Consider the following 21,754-nt stretch of genomic DNA (forward strand, 5'->3'; position numbering starts at 1 on the left):
GTTGACACTCAAGCATCATACAAGAGGGCTTTTTTTATTTCAAGTCCCCGAAAATGTTTCTAACAGGAATGCTCCTTATACATCTTTACAATTTTAATCTCCGAAATAATCGTCGGTCAAGTCTTCACCTTTATGACTTCTATTAGAAGAAGGTAATTCAGGTCGGTAATGGTCTGGATTATTGTGCTCATCTAGAAACTCTTTTCTTGAGATACCTCTTTCTTGGGCACTCTGTTGATGCTTTCTAAATTCGTATCCTGGTTTATGTCCCATATCCCATGGTTCTTCTTTCTTCATTACTTTCTCAGTAACTGGGTCTATTACTTCACCATCTGCACCTTTGGCTTTTTCCCAAGCTTTATCCCTAACACCTTTTCTATAACCTGAAGGACGTCTATATGTTTTGTCAATTTTAGCCGTACCCTTATCAACAACCTCATCAACATCACTCTTCTTAACAACCTCACCCACATTACTATCTACAATTTTATCAATCGCTTTCGGGATTTTCAAAACTTTTCCTACTGGAATGAAGGATGCTAACGCAATTCCTTTATCTAGTAATGATGCATCTTTGTCAGCGAGCGTGTTCACATCGTCCAATATTAAGAAATCCAACAAACCTTTTCCGACTTTTGTAGCGCCACTTCCGACATCTCCTAGGAAATTAAGAAAACCATTCCCCTCATCTTTCACATTATCTACTGTTGTGGCTGTAGTGGAAAGCTCTTTTGCGATTTCTTTTTCTTTTTGCTTCATAAATGAAACGAAATTTGTTGAAACCATTGCGCCGCTGAGACCGAAAGTACCTAAAGGCTGTTGACCGGTTAGATAAATACCCGAAAGTGTGTAAGGATTCGCCCCTCCGATTCCTCCAGGATTAAATAGTGGATTCATATTAATCACTTGATCCAGCGATTGCGTTCGATAGGCCAGTGCAATCATTAACGGATTCTGACTAGCGAATGACTGCCATTGTTCTGCTGGGAAGTTAACATCTGTTACCCCTTCTGTCATCATCGTTTCTATGTTGGTAATCCATGTTTTCATGTGCATCAGGTCTGTTTGAATTGTCGTTAATGCATCGGTTTGGGACCCATCGAATTCAATCAGTTTTTCAACGGTTTCGTCCCGATGGCGTTTCGCGTCATGTACACCCAGATGGACTTCACTATCATCCAGTTTTGGCAAGCTCACGATATCTGACACTTGGTCCATGATATTATTGGTTTCGTCTGTTAGCTCTTCTGTCACTTGTTTGGCTCGGTTTAAGCCTTGCTCGATTTCGCCTTCCAATGCTGCTTGGCGAATAAAGCCTGATGAATCCGGTTCAAGTGATGAAAGGGCTGTTTTCATCTCTTGAAGAACACTAGTAAAGCTATTTTTAAAGGTATTGAAAAATGTGAGGAATGGCAAATGGCAACTCTCGTAATATGCACGTAATGCTTCTCCACCTTGACCTTTTAGCGATTCTTCTAATTGTGTGAGACCTTGAACAGCACTTTCAATTTGTTTCATTTCACTTTCCAGGCGGGTTAACTGATTAACAGTTCTTTCAAGTCCTTGCTGAAACTCATTTACATTCAATACCTTCAATTTATCACCATCTTTTTAATAGTTCCATCTAAATTGGCCAACCATTAATTATTAATTACCTTACTCCTACACTCATTTCCGCATATACTGTACCAGAATGGCTGCGCTTGTACTCCACAAAGATTGGGCTACTTTGATTAAAATTATTTTTTTGTAAGTGTTCCACTAGCTCCCAGTACTTCTCCTGAGACTGCGCATCAAATTCGTTCGTAATCCTTGTCATAAGCATGCGATTGACTGAAAAATAGCTTCTAAAATTGACATCTTCAGCAGCTTTCAAATCCGAAACATTGCTTTCCTCTATAGAACGGAATATTTCAGCTGTCATTACAGGAGCAGTAGGATCACTTATAATAGAAAAGAACATCGTGTCTTGAATATGAAAACCATTGTTTGAGAGAATTTGATCAAAATCCGCAAAAGCCAGATCAATTTCTTCTGGCACGAAGTTATAATATTTAGAAGCTACATTCCGGTAAGAAATTTGGTGATTTTCTACAATCATTTCACTTCGCTCCATTCTTTTAACGGGACGTATAAATCAATTAAATATTCTCCGTAAACATCCAATAGTACGCAAATGAATGAATTATCTACTGATATATTCTCAGTTGCTGCATAACTTTTGATTTTCTGGATAGCTGTACTAAAATCTTCCTCTTCCTGTGCCTGGCGCATTAATAGCGCTTTTTCTATACTAAATTGGTGGATATATTCAAAATCTGTAATACCTTCTTCAAATTCCACGGCATCATTTATCGGTAAATAATATGTGAACAGGCCTTCATTATCTTTTTCTTCTTCATAGGAAAAAAATACAGGACCATTTTGATACACTTCATGATTTAATGGGAAATCTTCTAAAATCTTAATCCCTTCTAGCCAATTTTCTTTTTTATCTCTTACTTGAAATGTAATTAAATGATCGAAATGTAAGCTGCGAATATCCATTAAATCCAGCCTCCTAATTATGTTTAACTTTTCTATTATTTTTAGCTACTCTTTCCGTGTACAAATAGCCACTTATATCAAAATTAAAGCTTTTAAAACGAATTTTACAATAAAGAATAACGAGCTGTTCGGGCAAGACAAAAATCAATGTGTAAAAAAGACCAAATGGTAAAAAAACAAACATTACTGTATCAAAGAAATCAGAAGATCCCATTTTCATTACGTATTGGATAATAAAAACAAGACTAATACTGCCGATTATTGCAATAGGGATATAAGATTTCGTTTCAAATTTTCCGCGCATTTCATCACTTTTAGATCCTTTGCGATAATAACCTTTCTGAAGGAGTATATAAAATCGAATAAACGTTGCGAGAAATAATAATACACCGATTGTAAGTGTAATCCATGTTAAGTTAACTAGAGATTCAACTGTTGCATCATCACTTTCTCCTAGATAAAAAAGCGCAGATAGGTAGAAAAAAACTGTGAAATTTTGAGTGACTATAATAGATAAGAAATACTGTACCTTCTCCGCTCTTTTAAAAACAGCTGGTATCGCAAAAACAACGGATAATAAAATTAAAATTGCTGTCAACCACATATGGATTGTTTGAATACTTTCGAAATTTGGATAGATTGTGTACTTACCAGCAACATAATAAGTAAGATAAAATACCAATGCCTGTATGAACATACCTAATATCAACACAGTAGCTAATGAATTTGGGCTTTGTCTACCAGATTCCAGCGGTCCTCTTAATACAGCGAAATCTTCTTCTGATAGTTTTTTTAACATGAGGTGAAGCCTCCTATTTTTAACGGAACCAGCCCTTTATTTTATCCATGGCCGATTCCCCTGTTTCTTTATCTTTTTTATTTAACAAACCATTGATAAATATACCAGCTGTAACACCAATTGCAGTCCCAACACCGGGAATAGGAACAGCTGCAGTGAAAAGTGCAACACTGGCAGCCTGAACCGCACCGCCGACTGCTGTATCTATCGCTGTATCTCTTATGGCACTCTTATGCAGGTCTCCGCCTGATAACCCGGCATCTTTCGCATTATGATAGTTAGCATAATAGTTGAATCCGGCTGAAATGGGCGCTAATCCCTTTGTAATTCCTTTTGTAAAACCATTCGTGAAGATACCTTTCACATCTACAATATCTTTAAATGATTTCCCGGCACCCGCCGCTGCTGCCTTACCGACAGTTTTTGCCTTTTCAGTAATACTTGCTTTATCATTCCAGTACTTAAGGGAAGAGTGGTCCTTTAATGCGGCTTCTCCCACTTTTGACCAGCCGGATTGCCCCTTCTTTTGTGTGCCGAATTTTAAAATTGCACTGTTATTAGCTTGCTGCTGATGGTGTTGCGGCTTCCATGGTTTGTCCCCTTTTGGTAGTTTATAATTTAGCTCTCTTAACGCTCTTGCATCTGGAGTAACCCTCAAATAGTGAAGTGCCTCTTTACTAGCACGTAAACGGTAAGCAGGTCGACCAGTACGTGTATCACGTACTAACTCCATTTTCAAACCACCCTTTTTACCCGCCATAAACATTCCAAAGCTTTCAACTGCTCCATTTAAAGCCGTATTAAATCTCCTAAAATTACCTGTGTCTTCCTTATATCCCATAATTGTTTCATCAGCTGATGAGACATTACCGGTCTGCTCTCCAGGTGCCCCTTCTGTTACTCCATCTAATGGGTTGGTTCTACTCGTTAACCCCGTAAGAAGCGCTGTCGTTGAAGCATACTGTGCCCAAAGCTCTTTAGGGAAATTCACATCTGTTAAGCCTTCCGCTATCATCGTTTCCAAATCTTTAATCCATGTATTCATTGCTAAAAAGTCACTCTCAACAGCTGTCAGAGCGGACGTTTGGCTATTGTCAAATGTATTTAGATCTTCTACTGTTGTATCGCGATGCTTTTTTGCTACCTGAATTTCATTATGAACTTCGGAATCATTTAATTGCGGAAGCGATACAATATCTGAAACGCTACCTATTATTGTATTTGTTTCATTTGTTAGGCTTTCTGTAATTTGTTTTGCATTGTTCAAACCTTGCTCCACATTATTTTCAAGGAATGATTGTTGAATATAACCATTACGATCAGGTTCTAGGCTATCAAGTGCTGACTGCATTTGCGTAAGAATATCCTGGAAATTGCCTTTAACTAAATAGAAAAATTGCAAAAAGGGCACATGACAGTCCTGATAATATGCTCGTATTGCACTGCCGCCTTGCCCCTTTAATGATTCCTCAAGCTGAATTAGCTCTTGAATGGATGTTTCAACTGTTTTCATTTCTGTCTCAAGTCTTGTTAGCATAGTTAGATTTCGTGAAATACCACTGTGGAAATTACTCGAATCTAGTATTTTCATTAATCTATTAGCCTCCTCGGACCAGAAACGGTGCCATTAATATTCGTCGAAATACGTTGATCCTGCTCCTTCATATATTGAACAGAATTTCTTGTAGTCTGAATATTATTTTGCAGCACCATCTGGTAACTTGTTAAGATTTGCTCTAATTGTATAGAGAGCTCGTTTAACTTTGTTACTACATCTAATGTATTTCCTTCAATTGGAAGTTCTGCAGTAGGCTTAAGTGATGAAGCTGCATTTTCAATCACAGATAGCTGTTCTTCTACATCCGCATAGACGATTTTCACTTCATTTGACAAATGTACTCTCTCCTTTCTAATGGAATCTAGACATTACTCCTACCATTTCTTATTTTTTCTCACTTTGCACCATTTTAGGTACAAGCCAAATTAGCACAACTAAAATACTTACTATTAATATACCAATATAAATAATTCGTAAATTTTTACTTTTACTTTGGTTAATGGTCGTTGCATTTGAAACTTGTTCTTTAGCAGCATTTAATTCGCTTGAAAATAATTGATATTTTGTTGATTCGTAAGCAATTGTTTTACGGTTTTCAAAGTTATTAATAAAGAGTTCTTCCTTTATTTTTTCATTGGAGTTTTTATCCTTTGGCAGGAAATCCAGTTTTTTTTGCTCTTCTCGAATATTTTTGCGAATCTCTAATAAAGCCTCATTATGAAGGTATTCCTTATTATGTTTAAACTCTTTTTCTTTATATTCGTTTGGATTCAATTTATACAGGTCGGTAGATGCATAGACAGTCATTCCAACTTTTAAATCCAACGGGAAGCTGGTTTCAAATATGAATCCAGCTCCCCAAATTAGAGATAAACTAAAGAAACCAACTATTACCTTACATTTCATACATAGGTTCCTCGTCTTGTTCATTGGAACGGTTTTTGATTTTCCCTGCGATATACGGTATTAATGCAGACACTCCAATAATCACCAATAGAACGATACTTGCAGGGATAATTAATGATTCCGGACCGTATTGAATCGATAAATAAACTTTTGACATCGGATCTTCATAATCTAGATTCGAAGCTAACAATGTCAACATTGGTGTTACGAAAAACGCGATCACTGCCACACTTACAAACCAACCGATTAAAGGTCCAATCGAGAAGCTTGCAAAAATAATTGTCGATACAGCAGCTAATAATAATATAGTGAAAATCGTCCACTCGATTGTTCCTGTTTCATTTAGAGAATAAATTTCCATGCCGTAAATACTTATAATCAACCCGACGATTAAGTTTAATAAAGAGAATAACGCGATACGTACGCCCGGTTTGTTATTGTTGAAATAGTAGCAGAAGTAGCCGATTAATAAACTACTAATTAATACAATGACAAGGACGATGACTGGCGGTACTTTATTCTCTTCTACCGTTGCATTTAAGCTAGTAGATGTAAGCGGAGTTGATAAATGATCATATATATGCCCATTTCTTTGTCCATCCACAAACGCATTATTTAATACGTTATGAATATCATTTCGGTATTTTTCTGTTGTACTAACGTTATCATTCCACTTATTATTTAGTTCATTTGTATCTGCGTTTACATTAGCTGCTTTTGCATATAAATCATTTGTAACGAGCATGATGTTATCTTGATTATCCATAATGCTGTTCATTGAGTTACTCATTGCTGTTAAGTTTTGAATAATACTATGTTGATTTGAAACTAATGCATTGCCGTCTGCAGGTGGTACTGAAAATACTGTGGAACCCGATATAAATGAATCCAAGCTTTTCTGCATATTGTTAGCACTTGTCTCAACAGCCTGTATTTGTGATGAAATTGCCTCATAGTCAGAGTCAACTTTTGCCGTATACTCTGTAAAGAAAGATTTAACATCTTCCTCTAAACTTACTAACTGTTCCTGGGAATCCGGAACCCCTTGTTGTAATTCATTTAGAATGCTTGAACCTTCATTGTTCATAACTAAAAGGTTATTTACACTTAAGTTTGTCTTTAAAATGGTTTCGTATTGCGCTAATGCCCCGTAATATTCCATGAGCATTGCTGTATTGTTACTATCAATAGTTTTAGAGAAAACACTTCTTAGCCTTTCCTTTTTCGCCCCATTCATCAATGGTGAATTCATAATTTCAGATTCTTTCCTCTTTACTTCTTCTACAATTGTGAATTCATTTATTTCAGGCTTCAGCTCATCTCCTTTGGCGTCTTCCTGAGATTCTTGAGACTCGATTAACTCCTCTTGCAGTTGTCTTTCTTGCTGTTGAATTTGATTAATATTTGATTCAATTACAGTTATCTGAGAAGACAGCTGTGAAAGTTGATCATTTACAGCTAGAATTTCTTTATTAGAATTTTCATCATTTATTTCAGATGTATTTCCCGAAGCAATGACTACTTCTTCTTTCACTGAATTAATATTTTGAATTAAGCTTATTAATTTATCTCTTTCAGAATCTAATGCTGCAATTTTAGAGGATGCGATAAATTGGCGCGTATTGTTTTTTACTTCTCCACTTTTTCTAGCCTGTATTGGTTGTACTTGACTAGGTGAACTAGTATTTAGCTGATCTTTTAACGTAATTAATTGATTTTCATATTGAACAAGTAATTCGCCTTCCACTTGATTTAAAAGGTCGATAATTTCCTCTCTCTGTTTAACGACCTGGCTAGTTAAGTTGTTTACACTCTCCTTATTTTTTGCCAGTTGTTCTTCAAGCATTTGGACGTTCTCATTAATGCTATCGTTGTGATCAATCAAATAATTTTTTGTTTCATTATATCGAGGTTCCTGATCATTTTTCATAAAGACTACTGAAAGCAAACTTTCCTGCTGTAGTGGCTGTAATAGCTGTTGTTGGGTCGTATGATATTCTTTGTAGTCATTTACATAAGATACAAATTGGGATAATAGCACTTCAAATTCTCCAGCTTCCTGAATACTTCCATCGATTGGAGTCCCACTTACAGTTGAAGCTAGATTTTCTAGCATTTGTTTTTGATTTTCAATATCCCCTACTACGCTCGCTAAATTTGGACGGTAAAATTCCGATATTGTATTTAAAAATTCTATTTCCTTTTGCAAAATCGTATCAAACTCATTACGTACCTTCTCTAAATCTTGAGATACATAACTCCAGTAAAGAGTAGCGATTTTCCCATTGACACGTGCAGTCGCTTTATCAATTTCACGTAAAACTTTCTCACGATTTGCTGCATTTAATTGACCGCCAACTGTATATTTAAATTCAGCCTTAACTGGTTGTTGTTCCTCATATGTCATAATATTTTTCGAAAAATTTGATGGAATATAGACGATTGCATCGTAATCTTGACCCGCCAACCCTTTTTCAGCAGCGCTACGACTCACAACAGACCAGTTGAAGTCAGAGTCTGTCGTGAGAACAGTCGCTACCTCTTTTCCGAATTCCAGTGCATTTTCTTCCTTTTCTGCACCTGTATCTTCATTTACAACAGCGATATTTTTCGTTCCATTTGATTCATCAAAAAACGGATTTTCACCTATTGCAAAGAAATAAATAATCGGGGCTCCGATAATCAAAATCATGACGATTGCAATTTTTAACATTAACCTCTTTTGAGACGTCATGAGTATATCTTCCTTTCAACATCACATAGTGGGAGTTGTATTTTGATTTCTTTGTTATTTAAAACATAATAACCAAACCCTGCCTGGATCTCTTCTTCTTTACGATCGTAAGGAAGTGTGAACAATGTTTGATCGGACTTCTTCATTAATAAGACTGCTTGTCTAATTTGTTTAACCTCAGCCGACAGCGAATCATAGCCCTTCAAAATATCTGACGCATTGCCTGTAACGATAACGTTAAATCCTAAATAACTAGCATTCTTCATCAGTTTCACAATATGTTCCTGTAATCTAGTATCCATAGCTGCGTTGAATCGTGCAAAGTCATCTATTACAAATAATATTGGCTCAAAATTGAGTTCTGATCGATCACTGAAATTTGTATTAGTGTAGGTCATTTCGCGCGCCGCTAGCTCTTCTTCAATTGCGGTCAACCATTGCTCAACTTGATCCTTTCCTTCTAGTTGTGTCACCAACTCATTCTCTGTTAACGTAGCCAAGCCTCTGTCGAAAGAATCATATACAGCAATGTGTCTTAATCCCTTTTGCAGAGCGGTCGTTATAATTAGCTTTAATACATTTGTTTTTCCTTTTTGCGCTTGTCCGATTATTAAGCAGTGTTTATTTGTTAATAGATTAATTGCGACAGGTTGAACAAATTCTTCGTCCAGTCCAATTGGTAGAAATTGTGGTTGCCCTTCCAGCCGGACATACTCAGAAAACTTCGTTAATGTTAAGTCATTAGGAAGCATTGGAATAGGCTGTGGGGCAGCATACTCGTGGTACTTGGCCTTTAATGATTTAACTGTTTCTTTTACTGCTTCAAGCATTTCAAAATCATTTGCCCCATTAGCCGGCAGGAACATTTGAGAGAAATGTACTTCATCCTTCTTTATGATGGCTCTTCCAGGAATTGTTTCAGGAGCTAGATTTGTTTTACCCAGCACTGAATACGCCTCACTGTGGTCCATTAAGTAATGAACTATTTTCGTTTTTAAATTGTTCATTACTGCTTGGCGAATTGCTGAAATACGAGTCGCAGTAAAAATCATATAAATTCCTAATGATTGTCCATCCCTTACAAATTGATTGAAATTTGTTTCGAAATCGGGCATTTCATCTTTTATAAAGTCAAAATTTTCTACAGCAACAAAAATTAACGGAAGCTTTTTCTCTGCAACACTGTTATATAATTTAATGTTACCGACTTCCAACTGTTGCAATTGCTGTTTTCTCCGGATAATTTCTTCCCGGATCATTCTCATAAACTTTTCCATTTTCCGCTTTTCTTCCATTAAGAAGAAATCCGCAGTATGGGGAAGTTGTTTTAATGGAAGCAATGATCCATTCCCAAAGTCCATTAAATAATAATGCACTTCTTCGGGACTATAGTTCTGTGCGATAGTTAATAGTAACGTAAGCACTGTCGTAGATTTACCATAACCGCTTGAACCGAATATACCGATATTTCCATCTTCCATTACTTGATAGTAATAAGGCGTTTGTTTTTGTTTTTCCGGTTCATCAACTAAAGCGATCGCAATTTGATATCGCTCCTCCGAAGTGTAGGAATTATTATAAATTCTATCTTCAAGCGGTGATAACCATGGACTTCTAAGCTTTTTGACGCCTAATATATTTTGTGTTTCTTCAATTTTAGAAACAACCGCTTCAATTTCGGAAATTGACTTTTGCTTATTTTCCTTCGCTGCTATATTCGATAAAGGAATGAGCCCCAAATCGGTTACAATAGCTATTTCGTCTTCACCACCAGAATGTTCTGAAAGATAAGGTGCTCCACTCCAGGCCGACTGGAACAAATCATACACTTCATTATTTCCCACTTGTAAATAACCTCTACCTGTAACAGTGATTGATGCAGCATCCGTATTTTTAAGTATTTCTTTACTGTCCGACGCATCCTGAACTTTTAAGGCTATTTTAAAGCGTGCATTACTCCAGATTTGATCATCGATAACGCCACCTGGCTTTTGAGTAGCTAATATAAGGTGAACCCCTAAGCTTCTTCCGATCCGGGCTGCACTAACTAGTTCGCGAATAAAGTCAGGCTCTTCATTTTTTAATTCCGCAAACTCATCAGAGATTAAAAATAAATGAGGTAGCGGCTCTTCTGCGAGTTGTTGTTTGTATAAATCGGTGTAATCGTTAATATGCGTTACATTATAACGGTCAAACAGAAGCTGACGGCGTTTTAATTCACTTCGAATGGAAGCAAGCGCACGATTTGTAAAGTTTACACTTCCCTCTATATTTGTTATCGTCCCTAAAAGATGCGGTAATTTTTTAAACGGTTGTGCCATTCCCCCGCCTTTATAGTCAATTAGTAAAAATGCTACTTCATGCGGGTGGAAATGAACGGATAATGATAAAATGTACGATTGTAAAAATTCACTTTTCCCTGAACCCGTAGTACCAGCAAGTAAACCATGGGGTCCATGAGCTTTTTCATGCAGATTTAGGTAAACAAGATCATCTTTGCCTTTAAGCCCAATTGGTACAGCTAAAGATTGGGAAGATTTATTCTCTATCCATTTATGTGCGATATTTAATTCTTCTACTTCTCTTACACTCATCATTTCAAGGAATGTTACACTATCTGGTATGGAGTTTGTCATACCCGTTTGATGATTTAAGGTACGTAACATCCGTGAAAAGCGTTCATTGTTTTCCTTTTGGTGACTATCTAATGTAAACGGTATATTTACCGCCTTTTTGTTCTGAATTAAAATATCGCCCTCCGTATCATTTAAGTACCGGACGAGTGTGTATATATTGTCAGATAAGCTTTCCTTTGCATCAGTTGCAGTTATGACAGAAATATTTAAATGAGTATGGTCGCCTTCCAAGTACTCTAAAATGACGTGATCTGAGATAAGCTGTTGATTTGTAACAATAAACACCAAATGTGGAGTAAATTGAATTTGCTCTTTTTCCTCTTTCAAATCACGATCACGAACCATTTCATAAATGGAGGAAAGCAGCTGATCCCTCGTTTTTTCGTTATAAATGAGTCCCCTTGCATACATATTAGGTATATTAAAATGCGGCAACCACTTCATCCATTCAAACTGAGCATAATCTTCTTCATCAAAAATAAAAATAAAACGGAGATCATGATAACTATGAAAAAAGGCGAGTTGACCAATTAGCTGTTGTATTTCCTTTTTTACTACTCGATCCTTACCAATTAATCCAATCGGTCCTTTCGCTAAATTTGCGATAACTGGCATGTCAGCGATTTCTTTATACACTTTTTCAAGTTTCTGAGACTGCTCGATTAAATTATCCATTTCGCGATTGGCCATATCATTTGAATTTAATGAAATGGAAAAGCTCGACGGAACAATACCAGTTCCTAATCGAAACTGAAGAAAATCCTCACTTTCTACAGATCGTTCCCAAATTCGATCGGATATTTGATTTGTTAAATACTTCATCCGTTCAAACGTAGGAAAGTGAAATTCCATTGTGAACTTCTGTTTATCTGCCAGCTCCTGAAGTTCATGGCGTTTGTTCTCAAGATAAGCTGTGTACACACGGATTCGCTTTTCTTTTTTTCTTTTTTCGTTGCTGCGATCTTTAAAATATTGCACCGATGATGTAATTAATGTCATAACGAACATAACCATCGTAATTAGAATAAAGATTCCTCGCGGTTGAATAACGGCTACAATTCCCATAACAATCAACATTACAAGCGGCGGTAAAATTATTATCCACAACCCTCTACCTGAAGGATCATTTTCTTGCGAAGGAAAAGAAAGTGTTACTTTTTCACTCGGAAGCTCATATACCATCCTTGGAGTCCTTCTATAAATTGGATACTTTTTTTTCATCTCTGAAGCAGGTTCGATAATATTGGAAAGCGTTGAATCGAAGTTTTCAAAACTGCTAATTTCGAGTACGTCCTCTTCCAAAAGTCGAATAATCAAAAAAGGTGTGAATATAATATCCCCGATTTGTATTTCCTTACTTGCAAACTTTCTTTGACCATTTATATATAGGTGATTCTCATTTGATATTTCGAGGAGCCATTTTTTCTCTGCTCTTATTAGTGAGAACGACTGCGTATTTCCGTAATTTTCTTCCCAGAAAATGTCTGCTTCTTCAAACTTAGTTGAAAACAGAATTTCCTGTCTATTTCCAATGAAATAAGTATTGCTGTTTGTTACGGCTAGAAAGAGAATGATTTTCAGTTTTTTATTGCTATTTTCATCTTGCCATTCAAAAAATTGCTTCGGATTTACCTTCCCAAGCAGTTTTTCATGCTGTTTTACTGTAAAGCCAAAGGAATCTTCGGTAATCAGTAGTGAGCCATTTGTAAATGGTAAGTTTTGAATCGTCACTGTATGCGATGAATCGGGACCAACTGTAACGGTTTTACTTTTCAACTGATCCAGTTGTATCGCTTGGTAATAGTTATCATAAAAAAACAAAAGCGTACTCATTAAATCACCTTCTAATAGGGACTTTTACTACTAAATAGATTAGTGCTGGAATAACTTTATTAAATTCAATTATTTTTCTGTAGAATTATCCGCGCTTTCCGTATCTGTAGAACCCGCAGTGTCTTCCTTATTTTCCTCTGCGGTTGGTTTGTTGGTGCTTGGTTTTTCAGACTTTATTTTCTCATTTTTGTTTGAATCTTTATTACTAGAACTTGCTTCCTCTATTTCAAGTTCTTCTTTTAATTGTTCAAGCTGTTCAGTTACTTCCTCTTTTTCAGTTTGAATTTTATCTAGTAACTGCTCTCGTTCTTCATTTTCCAGATCGAGGTTTCCTTTTACAGTTTCCTCATAATGCAGTAAAGCTAGCATTATTAAATCCAAATCCTCGAGTTGTCGGGCTAAGGCTAAAGCTTCCTCTGCCTGTCCACGGCCAATATAAATCCAATATTTAAAATAATTTGGATCTGTCTGCAACGTTATTGTCTTTAAGACATTTTCTTTCTGCTCTTCGGTCAATGTTTCATTTACGATATAAGCAAGCGATAACTCATACTGTATAACTTTAGGCATATGCTCAATATCATAATTTGTCAGTTTATTAATTACTTCACTATAATCTCCTTGAAGATAGGAATTCTGAACCTCCACAAAAGCTTCTTGACGAGGTTGAAGTACTAGTGCCGAATATCCTGTATATGCTCCTAGAGGTATAAGTGCCAATAAAAGACCTGCAATACCGTAACGTACCCAGCTCCATTTTGTTTTTGAAACTGTTACTAGCTTTTTTTCTTCATTTTTCAGTAGAGTTATTTGTTTTTTTATCGTATCATTTAGTTCATTTTCATCCTTTGCACTCATTACCTTTTCAGCGATGGGACTAAGTTCAATAGATTGAGAGAACTGAATATATTGTTCGAATGTATATTTAGGATCAATTGCAGCAGCAATAAGCGCTTTCGTTTCATTCCAAATTCTGTTACTGTCTTTTTCATAGGGAGGAATACTTTCCTTCACCCCGTAATGTAGAAAATATGGCATTAAGCTTTCATCGATTAATACATTTTCCGGGCATACAATAAGGTGGAGCCGGTTAAATGAATGGCGGCTTTGCACTTTTAAAACTTGTGAAGCAAACATCCAGCGACTTAGTTCTTTTAATTTCCGCAATTCTCCAAAAGTCATATAATTGGATTCTTTTTTATAAGTGAAAATTAATTCATCATCTGTTAATGTGATACTTTTATTTATGAAAGGGTTATGTTCTTGTAATAGTGCAATTTCTATTTCATTTGCTAGTTTTATTTTTTCTTTTTGAAAAATAATTGTGATCTCATCTTGTTCAAACTTGAGGGTAGCCTCTAATTGCTTTTCTAAATAGGATAGTTTCTTTTTTGACATCTGCTTGACTCCTTACAAGATTTCTAGTCGATCACCTGTAGTAACACCACTATTTGCCAATAGGTCATTTCCGGATAATACGGTTTGTTTATTTACAATTCGAATCCAATAACCTTCCTTTGGAGGATATGTTATTGACTTTGCCTGCCATACAATATTGACCAACTCTTTGACTGAATAGGAATTTGACAGACGTAAATCAAAACACTCCTCACTATAGTTTTTTAAGTCTATAGATACCTCTATGTACATTTTATATTCACCTCATTCAATCATATTAAGGTTGACTAATTCAAAGTGAAAGTCGTTTTATAGGGAACAAATACAAAACTGTCCAGCAAATGAAAAGAGCGCCTTCATCTGAATACGACGCTCTTTAAATCTTAATTCTAGATGAAACTTAACTGCGAATTTGCCCTGCAATTTGACGATCTGCATCTGCAAGAGCATGTGCAGTATTTTTCAGTTGTACAGAAACATCCTGTAAAAGTCGTTGCATATCTTGAATTGATGGACGTAAAGTCGTGTATTGATCTGCAAAGGCGCGACTTGATTCACCTTCCCACATAGACTGTAATTCTTGAATCATATTATCTAATCGTGAAATTTGCTCTTCAACCTGTGCACTTTCAGTTCCATAACGATTGGACATTGCTTCTAACTCAGCTGGGGTTACACGAATAATTCCTGACATAAATTTCTCTCCTTTTTCTTGTTTATTTAGGTATAAATTGTAAAATATATCCTGCAATTAAATACCCGTATTTTAATTTTATAAACCAAAAAATAACAAGGTCAACAAGATTTGAGTAAAAAAGGAGTTTTATACTAATTTTAAATTAATAAAATAAGCAAACTATATCAGTTTAAGATTTTTTAATTGTGATATATTAATGAGGTATAGTTCGAATTGGAGTCATATTTTAGAACTTAAAACTAACTAAAATAGTTAATTTAAAAAGCTAATCCGCAAAAACTAATAGATTATGAGGTGACGAAATGTCGTTAGGATATTGGTATTCTGAGTTGAATAAAAAGCAAAGTCATTTAAACCGTTTGGAAACGTGCAATTGTCAATTAACAGGAAAGCAAAATGAATTTTCCAACAATAAGCACCTTATGACAAAACCTGAATTAACAACAATGACATGGAATGGAAGTTTAGCAACACGATTTGATGATATTCGAAACAACGGAATTCTTAACAGCTATGAAGCTATACAAAATATACAATTGAATAACGTATTTGCCGCACTGTCGGATATGATGGATAAAATTCGTCAAGAAATCGAATCAATTCGAGCAATTATTGCCCGCCTTGAAGCAGCAATTTAAGAGTTAAATTTACCTAGCTGAGGAATTCATCATTTTATTTTTTATATTTTTCTCTTGTTGGTACGTAAAATACGTATTTGCGCCAATACAATAGCCACTATTAACACCATCCCGAGGTAGCCCATAATGGTATACAGTTTACCGACTAATGTTGTAAAGCCTATGAGGCTAGCTGCAAAACCTACTAAACTAAGCAGTATCACAATGATTTTCATCATGAGATTTTCTTTCTTTACAATTCTTACTGCCAGTATATATAGTGTGCCTACCGCTGTACTGTATATCATTGCTAGTAAAACGATGGACATAATATTCCCTACTGTCGGATGAATTTGTTTTGCTAGCTCAAGCGTTGGCATATCCACGCCTGCCACAATATCCATTTTCGCAAAAAGAGCTAAATTAATGAGCAATATTAATAAGCCAAGTACTCCCCCTCCTAAAGCGCCACCCATTCTTGCTGCTTTTCTATCTTTTGTCGTTCCTCCCATTAAAATAAGCATAGCCGCCCCTGCAGCAATATTATATGAAACATACAATACCGCGCTCGTTAGCCAATGAGAGCTTGCAGATGGTTGTTTTTTAGCTATAATATTCAGCTCGCTTATTGAGTAATCGACTGTAAATAAAGAATAAATCAAAAGAATAAAAATAATGCCCAGTAAGTATGGCATTAATGCCGCAATCATGTTGATGATGCTATTCGCATTTAGTAAAAGTGTAAAAACTACTGCAAGAGTCATTAGCATACTTCCAAACGATGGCTCCATATTATACATTTGATTAAATGTAGCTCCTGCACCCGCGAACATAACAATCGCAATTCCAAATAATACAATAGAAATTAATACATCCAGCACCGGACCAAAAGCACGACCGCCAATGTAATGAATGCCCTCCTTATGGGAAGTTGTCTGCAATTCCGATCCGATTTGCGCAAGTGTCATGCCTAAGAAAGCAAAAATGGCCGCAGCAACAATACAACCAAACACACTTACTAGTCCAAAGCTTGTAAAGTACTGCATAATCTCCTGTCCAGAAGCAAAACCTGCACCGACTACCAAACTGACAAATGTACCTGCAATTTGTATACTCTTTTTCAATACGCACCTTCTTTATTTCACTTTTTATCATTGTTACTTTATGTATACAAAGGATCCAATCATGCTTTTTCATGAAAGAATAAGCAATACAAAATAAAAACCAAACTGAAAAAGTCCTTAACAGTTTGGTTCATTTCTATTTTTTATTTGATAGAAAACGGAATTTAAAATTAGAATATCTAACTTACTGCGCTAATACTGAAATTTGACTTTTACAGTAGCTGTTACTGTTATCAAACCTGGTTCAATCGGTGTAACAGCCTGTTGGTTACTTAGTTGAAGCATTTTGTATGGAATAGGAGTAGCAGTATTTGTCTCTTCAATTATTTCTATAGGTAACGGTTCTAAAGTTGCATGCATCGTTTCAGCCATTGATTTTGCTTTACCTAACGCGTCAATCAGGGCATACTGAAGTGCCTGACGATAGTAAGTATCTACGTGCTCTATTTTAAATTGTATGCCCGATACATGGTTCGCCCCATTTCGTGTCGCTGTATCGATAACCGTACCAACTTGATTAATATCCACTATTTTTACAGTAATTGCATTTTGAACTTCATAGCCTCTTAATACTTGTTTTCCATCAATATAGTCATAGGTTGGAAATATATTATAAGCTGACGTTTGCATTTCATCTCTCCGAATATTTAAATTCAAGAGCGATTCAATAACCCGATTCATAATAATCGCATTTTCATGTTGAGCAGAACTGACATTATCTCCTTCTGTACGCACTTCAATTTGAATTTGCGCATAATCTGGTTGAAGCGTTATTTCCCCATTACCCGAAACTGTCATTTCCCGTGAAGTAGGTAATGGCTGATACTTCATTTGTGGATAATACATACCTCCCACCTTTCTTCTAATGTTTTTAACATACTATGCGAGTTAGTATTAATTCATTTTTATTTCTGATCTTTTTAATCTAGGTGTGTAAAAAAAATACAATTTTTCTCCGGAGAGAAAAATTGTATTTTGTAGGATAATTGTTTTTCGTTTTGATTACTCACGGGCACGGCCTAATTATGTCCTGTCCTCTTCTTACTCTATGACAATTCTCTTGCCAAAAATTGCTTTTAGTAAAGGCGGAGTAACAATTGTCGTTACAATAATGACAATAATAACGGAAGTATAATAATTTGCTGGTAATAATCCCCCTTCAAGTCCCATTGCAGCTAATATAAGTGCAACCTCACCTCGGGAAACCATTCCTGCACCAACGCCCATCGATGATTTCGTATTGAATCCAGCTAATTTAGCACCTAATCCGGAACCAACAAACTTGGAAACAACTGCAATAATTGAAAATACGACTATAAACCCAATTTGATCTCCAATTCCATCGAATGAAACCGCTAATCCGATACTTACAAAGAAGAACGGTACAAAAATTCCATACGCGATAGGTTCAACTTTGTGCTCAATTTCTTTTTTAAATTCAGTTTGTGCAATGGCAATACCGGCAAAGAATGCACCGATAATTCCCGCTATACCTAAAAATTCTGCAAAGTATGATAAACCAAAGCAAATAATCAAACCTGCACTCAATATTGATTCTGTAACTCTAAATTTCTTAAATGCACGAATAAAATGTGGAATAAACCATTTTGCAAGTACGATTAAAATTGCAAAGAACAGTATTTTTTTCCCTATTAATAATCCAATATTCGTATCCGAACCTGCAAAGAAACTCATTGCAATGGCAATTAAAATTACGACTACTATATCATCCAATACAGCAGCGCCCAGTAACGTTGAACCTTCTTTACTATTTAACCAACCTAGTTCACGCAGTGCTTGAACAGATATACTTACAGATGTAGCAGAAAGCAATAGTCCAATAAAAATAGATTCTCCTACAGACATTCCGTAGTATTGGGCTCCCGCGTAACCTAAAATAATCGGTAAAATAATACCGCCTAATGCAACATATATCGCTGCCTTTTTATTTTTATTCATTTCCTGAAGATCTGTTTCAAGTCCTGCCAAAAACATTAATAATAAAACTCCAATTTGACTAAATACTGTTAATAATTCTGTATCGTGAATCCATCCAAGTAATGCCGGCCCTAGAATGATACCAACAAGTATTTTTCCCAATACTGATGGTTGGCCTAACCTAGCAGCTAAGTGCCCTGCCAATTTTGTAGCAAATAAAATAATAACAATTTGTAAAATAAACATAAATTTCCCCTTTCAATGCAAAAAAGACAAGGAGGTGCCGTAGCTGACTACGACTCCACCTTGTCTTGCATTTATTAAATTTATTGTTCCTGTCTATATATTAATATATCATCTATTTTAATTGCAAGTAATGATTAATTATTTTTCATAAAAAATTACACATTTCGACAAAATACTTCATTACCGCACTTCATTTTAATCACTGTAAAGCAAGCGTTCTATTTCAGCCGTATATATGTCTGCAACAAGTTGTGCCCCAGTACTATTAAGGTGTATACCATCTAACGTAAGATGTAGCCCTCGTTTTTTGGATTTTTTATCAATCCTTGAAGGTTTCTTATAAAAAAGAACGTCGGTCATAACACTCAATACTTTTGTGCTGATGTAATCCGAGCTATTCACTGCTGAAAGATGATTCAGGAAAGCTGATTGGATATCTAGAAAACCAACATTTGTCTGTTTATGTGCTATGGATTGGATAAGGTGATTCAATTCTTTAATTTCATTATTGGGAGCATTATTAGTATTTTCACCAACTACAGTCGGGGTAACTGTTACGACTTTATTTGACGATTCTATAACTAGCGCTAAGACTTTCTCATAATAAGTCTGAAATTCATCATAATCTTTCGCAACCGGCTGCGCTTGAACGCTAAGCAGTTTTGAATAGACATCATTTACCCCAATCCATATGAAAGAAAGATCATAATCATCCCTTAACTTTTTTTCTAAAAGGCGCGTATATAAACTTTTCACTGTTTCCCCTGGTTTACCAAGGTTAACAAAAGTGATATTTGGAAATTTATCTTCTAATATCGTATGAAAAGGAACCCCTGGACGACCTGCAGTTAAACTGTCACCGATTAAAGCAATTTTCATTTTGTATCCCTCCTCTTAATACATTAGCTGTTTTTAGCGGCTCTTGTTCAAAGTTTTATCTAACTTATTCGTATTAGCCAATTCTTCTAATCAATTATATTCCATTTAACGGAAAATATAATTAACTCCCCTTTTCTATATCGTGGCACAATTCAATAAATCGCGAAAGAAGTTGGAAAAACGAATTGAATGTTATACCAAGGCGAAAAGCGTTAATCATCTATAAAAGGTGCTCTATAATTATTAAGTATTTAATCCGTCATATTCGACATATGTTAATTTATGAAACGAATAAAAAAAACCTTTTAAGGTTAGAATACTCATAATTTATAAATCAATGTAAAAAGGATGATTATTAAATGAGTGTTATGGTACTAGACAACAAAAGAATTCTTCTAAAAGGAATTAATAGGTACGAGATAAATTCTGATGAACTATATCATAGAAATGATACAGAAGAGGAACGTTTTTTTTTCATATTGCTCAATCAGGATGAACTTTGGAGTGAATATAGTTTCAAATATTTATATATTGAGATGCGTGATGGCAATTTATATAATTTTTATTCTGATAAAAAATTAGACTTTTTAATGAAACAAATGGCTGAATATTTTACAGAAATGGGCATTGATAGTGAAGTAGAAGACTGTATTTATGATCAAATTTCTAATAGTTATGATATTAGTGAAGAGTTAGTAGAGATACTTGAAGAAGATGAGGACCTAGAACAAGCTGTTGAAAGTTATGTAAGAATTAGAGATGCATTCACATTCATATTAGTTAATGAAGACATTTCAGCTATAGCGAATAGATTGGATAATGCTTTTGGAGTGATATAAGCATTAAATCGACCTAAATACTGTTTGTTGTTCTTCATTAAAGATTCCGATTAAATACGTTTTAAACGATCAGTCGTACCTTCTTTTTGTAAACACAAAAAAACCTCCTAACATTAAGTTAGAAGGTTAATTCGACGTGGTCTAAACCACAAATTATATACGTCCCCAGTAGGATTCGAACCTACGACCGCACGCTTAGAAGGCGTGTGCTCTATCCAGCTGAGCTATGGAGACAACTGCTTCAATAACGTAATTGGTATTAAAGACAATTTTTATTATATGGTACATTAACTAGAAAGTCAACAATCAATTTTATAAAAATTATTATTCAACTAAAATAAAATTCACTTTCCAGTGGCGACTATAAAAAAGTGAAGCCCCCTTGATAAAAAGTGGACTTCGCTTCTTCAATCTAACGTTCAAAAAACATTTTATCGATTAAATTATTATTATCATCATAGCAATCTAAAGTAAAATGGGTAGGAGTAATTGTTAGAGTAACAAAAGATTTTTCTTTAATGCCCCGGGGCTTTAATAAGCTACCTGGATTAATAAACAAAGTATCTTCTATATACTCCGCGGCTAACACATGTGAATGACCGAAGCACACTATTTGGGCACCAACTTCCTGAGCCCGATAGACTAACTTCATCGGAGAGTTTTTCACATCATATAAATGTCCATGTGTCACATACACACGGTCTCCATTTACTTGGAATAGAATCTCCTCTAAATAATTCGGATCATGGTCACAGTTGCCTTTCACACGCTCGATTTCTTGCATCGATGGATGGGTATACGGTAATTCGCTATCACCACAATGGATTATTTTATATGCGTCTGGATGGTAGCCCTTTACACGTTCAATGATATCCTCGTCACCATGTGTATCACTCATTATCAATAGCTTCATTTCGTAACCACATCCTTTCCATTTATATACATATTGTGACAGGAATGAATCAAAAATTCAATCGTTATTGCACAATTCTATTAACAGTTG

At 35.5% G+C, this 21,754-nt stretch carries 19 protein-coding genes and 1 tRNA gene; 2 read left to right on the plus strand and 18 right to left on the minus strand.

What is annotated here, in order from left to right:
* Window positions 1-93: 93 nt before the first annotated feature.
* The 12 genes from H9635_RS11625 to H9635_RS11680 all read right to left on the minus strand — a co-directional run bounded on the left by H9635_RS11625 (window position 94) and on the right by H9635_RS11680 (window position 15,105).
* Window positions 94-1,596, minus strand: a complete 1,503-nt coding sequence (locus H9635_RS11625; protein WP_225231286.1) for a T7SS effector LXG polymorphic toxin — start codon at window positions 1,594-1,596, stop codon at window positions 94-96.
* A gap of 55 nt (window positions 1,597-1,651) precedes the next feature.
* A complete protein-coding gene (locus H9635_RS11630) occupies window positions 1,652-2,101 on the minus strand; it encodes a DUF5085 family protein (protein ID WP_191700667.1) in 450 nt (149 codons plus the stop codon).
* Window positions 2,098-2,547 (minus strand): biotin carboxylase, encoded by a 450-nt coding sequence (locus tag H9635_RS11635; protein WP_191700473.1) that lies wholly within the window; start codon window positions 2,545-2,547, stop codon window positions 2,098-2,100. The genes H9635_RS11630 and H9635_RS11635 overlap by 4 nt, the downstream gene beginning before the upstream one ends.
* Before the next feature lie 13 nt (window positions 2,548-2,560).
* The gene (locus H9635_RS11640; protein WP_191700474.1) at window positions 2,561-3,346 is read right to left on the minus strand and encodes an ABC transporter ATPase; all 786 of its coding nucleotides are present in this window, start codon (window positions 3,344-3,346) and stop codon (window positions 2,561-2,563) included.
* 19 nt (window positions 3,347-3,365) lie between these two features.
* A complete protein-coding gene (locus tag H9635_RS11645) occupies window positions 3,366-4,937 on the minus strand; it encodes a ribonuclease YeeF family protein (protein WP_191700475.1) in 1,572 nt (523 codons plus the stop codon).
* Window positions 4,937-5,239 carry a YwqI/YxiC family protein gene (locus H9635_RS11650; RefSeq protein WP_191700476.1) on the minus strand — a complete coding sequence of 101 codons (303 nt, stop codon included), beginning with the start codon at window positions 5,237-5,239 and terminating at the stop codon, window positions 4,937-4,939. Before H9635_RS11650 ends, H9635_RS11645 begins: the two co-directional genes overlap by 1 nt.
* A gap of 49 nt (window positions 5,240-5,288) precedes the next feature.
* Window positions 5,289-5,729: a type VII secretion protein EssA gene (gene essA / locus H9635_RS11655; protein WP_225231287.1), complete on the minus strand. Its 441-nt coding sequence runs from the start codon at window positions 5,727-5,729 to the stop codon at window positions 5,289-5,291.
* Window positions 5,730-5,799: 70 nt separating this feature from the next.
* On the minus strand, window positions 5,800-8,523 hold the full coding sequence (gene esaA / locus H9635_RS11660) for a type VII secretion protein EsaA (RefSeq protein WP_225231288.1): 2,724 nt from the start codon (window positions 8,521-8,523) through the stop codon (window positions 5,800-5,802).
* 17 nt (window positions 8,524-8,540) lie between these two features.
* Window positions 8,541-13,013, minus strand: a complete 4,473-nt coding sequence (essC, locus tag H9635_RS11665; protein WP_191700479.1) for a type VII secretion protein EssC — start codon at window positions 13,011-13,013, stop codon at window positions 8,541-8,543.
* 69 nt (window positions 13,014-13,082) lie between these two features.
* Window positions 13,083-14,411: a type VII secretion protein EssB gene (essB, locus tag H9635_RS11670; protein ID WP_191700480.1), complete on the minus strand. Its 1,329-nt coding sequence runs from the start codon at window positions 14,409-14,411 to the stop codon at window positions 13,083-13,085.
* Between the two features lie 12 nt (window positions 14,412-14,423).
* Window positions 14,424-14,663, minus strand: coding sequence for an EsaB/YukD family protein (locus tag H9635_RS11675; protein WP_191700481.1), 240 nt, complete (start codon window positions 14,661-14,663; stop codon window positions 14,424-14,426).
* A 148-nt stretch (window positions 14,664-14,811) separates the two neighbouring features.
* Window positions 14,812-15,105, minus strand: coding sequence for a WXG100 family type VII secretion target (locus tag H9635_RS11680; protein ID WP_191700482.1), 294 nt, complete (start codon window positions 15,103-15,105; stop codon window positions 14,812-14,814).
* A gap of 305 nt (window positions 15,106-15,410) precedes the next feature.
* On the opposite strand from H9635_RS11680, the gene H9635_RS11685 reads away from it, so the two are divergent.
* Window positions 15,411-15,746 carry a YwqH-like family protein gene (locus tag H9635_RS11685; protein WP_191700483.1) on the plus strand — a complete coding sequence of 112 codons (336 nt, stop codon included), beginning with the start codon at window positions 15,411-15,413 and terminating at the stop codon, window positions 15,744-15,746.
* Between the two features lie 41 nt (window positions 15,747-15,787).
* Here the strand turns inward: H9635_RS11685 and H9635_RS11690 are convergent, their stop codons facing one another.
* The 4 genes from H9635_RS11690 to H9635_RS11705 all read right to left on the minus strand — a co-directional run bounded on the left by H9635_RS11690 (window position 15,788) and on the right by H9635_RS11705 (window position 19,912).
* Entirely contained in the window at window positions 15,788-16,849 is a 1,062-nt protein-coding gene (locus H9635_RS11690; protein WP_191700484.1) for a YkvI family membrane protein, read from the minus strand.
* A 192-nt stretch (window positions 16,850-17,041) separates the two neighbouring features.
* Window positions 17,042-17,695 (minus strand): SIMPL domain-containing protein, encoded by a 654-nt coding sequence (locus tag H9635_RS11695; protein WP_191700485.1) that lies wholly within the window; start codon window positions 17,693-17,695, stop codon window positions 17,042-17,044.
* A 195-nt stretch (window positions 17,696-17,890) separates the two neighbouring features.
* Window positions 17,891-19,033, minus strand: coding sequence for a cation:proton antiporter (locus H9635_RS11700; protein ID WP_191700486.1), 1,143 nt, complete (start codon window positions 19,031-19,033; stop codon window positions 17,891-17,893).
* Between the two features lie 195 nt (window positions 19,034-19,228).
* Window positions 19,229-19,912 (minus strand): SGNH/GDSL hydrolase family protein, encoded by a 684-nt coding sequence (locus H9635_RS11705; protein WP_191700487.1) that lies wholly within the window; start codon window positions 19,910-19,912, stop codon window positions 19,229-19,231.
* A 359-nt stretch (window positions 19,913-20,271) separates the two neighbouring features.
* Between H9635_RS11705 and H9635_RS11710 the strand changes: the two genes are divergently transcribed.
* Window positions 20,272-20,751: a DNA polymerase III subunit alpha gene (locus H9635_RS11710; protein WP_191700488.1), complete on the plus strand. Its 480-nt coding sequence runs from the start codon at window positions 20,272-20,274 to the stop codon at window positions 20,749-20,751.
* Window positions 20,752-20,911: 160 nt separating this feature from the next.
* Here the strand turns inward: H9635_RS11710 and H9635_RS11715 are convergent.
* Window positions 20,912-20,985 (minus strand) — tRNA-Arg (locus H9635_RS11715).
* 178 nt (window positions 20,986-21,163) lie between these two features.
* Window positions 21,164-21,664, minus strand: coding sequence for a metallophosphoesterase family protein (locus H9635_RS11720; protein ID WP_191700489.1), 501 nt, complete (start codon window positions 21,662-21,664; stop codon window positions 21,164-21,166).
* Window positions 21,665-21,754: the final 90 nt, after the last annotated feature.

The organism is Solibacillus faecavium (genome assembly GCF_014836905.1).
GTDB lineage: Bacteria > Bacillota > Bacilli > Bacillales_A > Planococcaceae > Solibacillus > Solibacillus faecavium.

Coding starts and splice junctions, on each gene's coding strand:
- essB (WP_191700480.1), bottom strand. CDS start 14,411: ATGTCAAAAAAGAAACTATCCTATTTAGAAAAGCAATTAGAGGCTACC.
- H9635_RS11675 (WP_191700481.1), bottom strand. CDS start 14,663: ATGTACATAGAGGTATCTATAGACTTAAAAAACTATAGTGAGGAGTGT.
- H9635_RS11700 (WP_191700486.1), bottom strand. CDS start 19,033: ATGTTTATTTTACAAATTGTTATTATTTTATTTGCTACAAAATTGGCA.
- H9635_RS11640 (WP_191700474.1), bottom strand. CDS start 3,346: ATGTTAAAAAAACTATCAGAAGAAGATTTCGCTGTATTAAGAGGACCG.
- H9635_RS11645 (WP_191700475.1), bottom strand. CDS start 4,937: ATGAAAATACTAGATTCGAGTAATTTCCACAGTGGTATTTCACGAAAT.
- H9635_RS11695 (WP_191700485.1), bottom strand. CDS start 17,695: ATGTATTATCCACAAATGAAGTATCAGCCATTACCTACTTCACGGGAA.
- H9635_RS11635 (WP_191700473.1), bottom strand. CDS start 2,547: ATGGATATTCGCAGCTTACATTTCGATCATTTAATTACATTTCAAGTA.
- essC (WP_191700479.1), bottom strand. CDS start 13,013: ATGAGTACGCTTTTGTTTTTTTATGATAACTATTACCAAGCGATACAA.
- H9635_RS11705 (WP_191700487.1), bottom strand. CDS start 19,912: ATGAAAATTGCTTTAATCGGTGACAGTTTAACTGCAGGTCGTCCAGGG.
- H9635_RS11680 (WP_191700482.1), bottom strand. CDS start 15,105: ATGTCAGGAATTATTCGTGTAACCCCAGCTGAGTTAGAAGCAATGTCC.
- H9635_RS11720 (WP_191700489.1), bottom strand. CDS start 21,664: ATGAAGCTATTGATAATGAGTGATACACATGGTGACGAGGATATCATT.
- H9635_RS11710 (WP_191700488.1), top strand. CDS start 20,272: ATGAGTGTTATGGTACTAGACAACAAAAGAATTCTTCTAAAAGGAATT.
- H9635_RS11685 (WP_191700483.1), top strand. CDS start 15,411: ATGTCGTTAGGATATTGGTATTCTGAGTTGAATAAAAAGCAAAGTCAT.
- esaA (WP_225231288.1), bottom strand. CDS start 8,523: ATGTTAAAAATTGCAATCGTCATGATTTTGATTATCGGAGCCCCGATT.
- H9635_RS11630 (WP_191700667.1), bottom strand. CDS start 2,101: ATGATTGTAGAAAATCACCAAATTTCTTACCGGAATGTAGCTTCTAAA.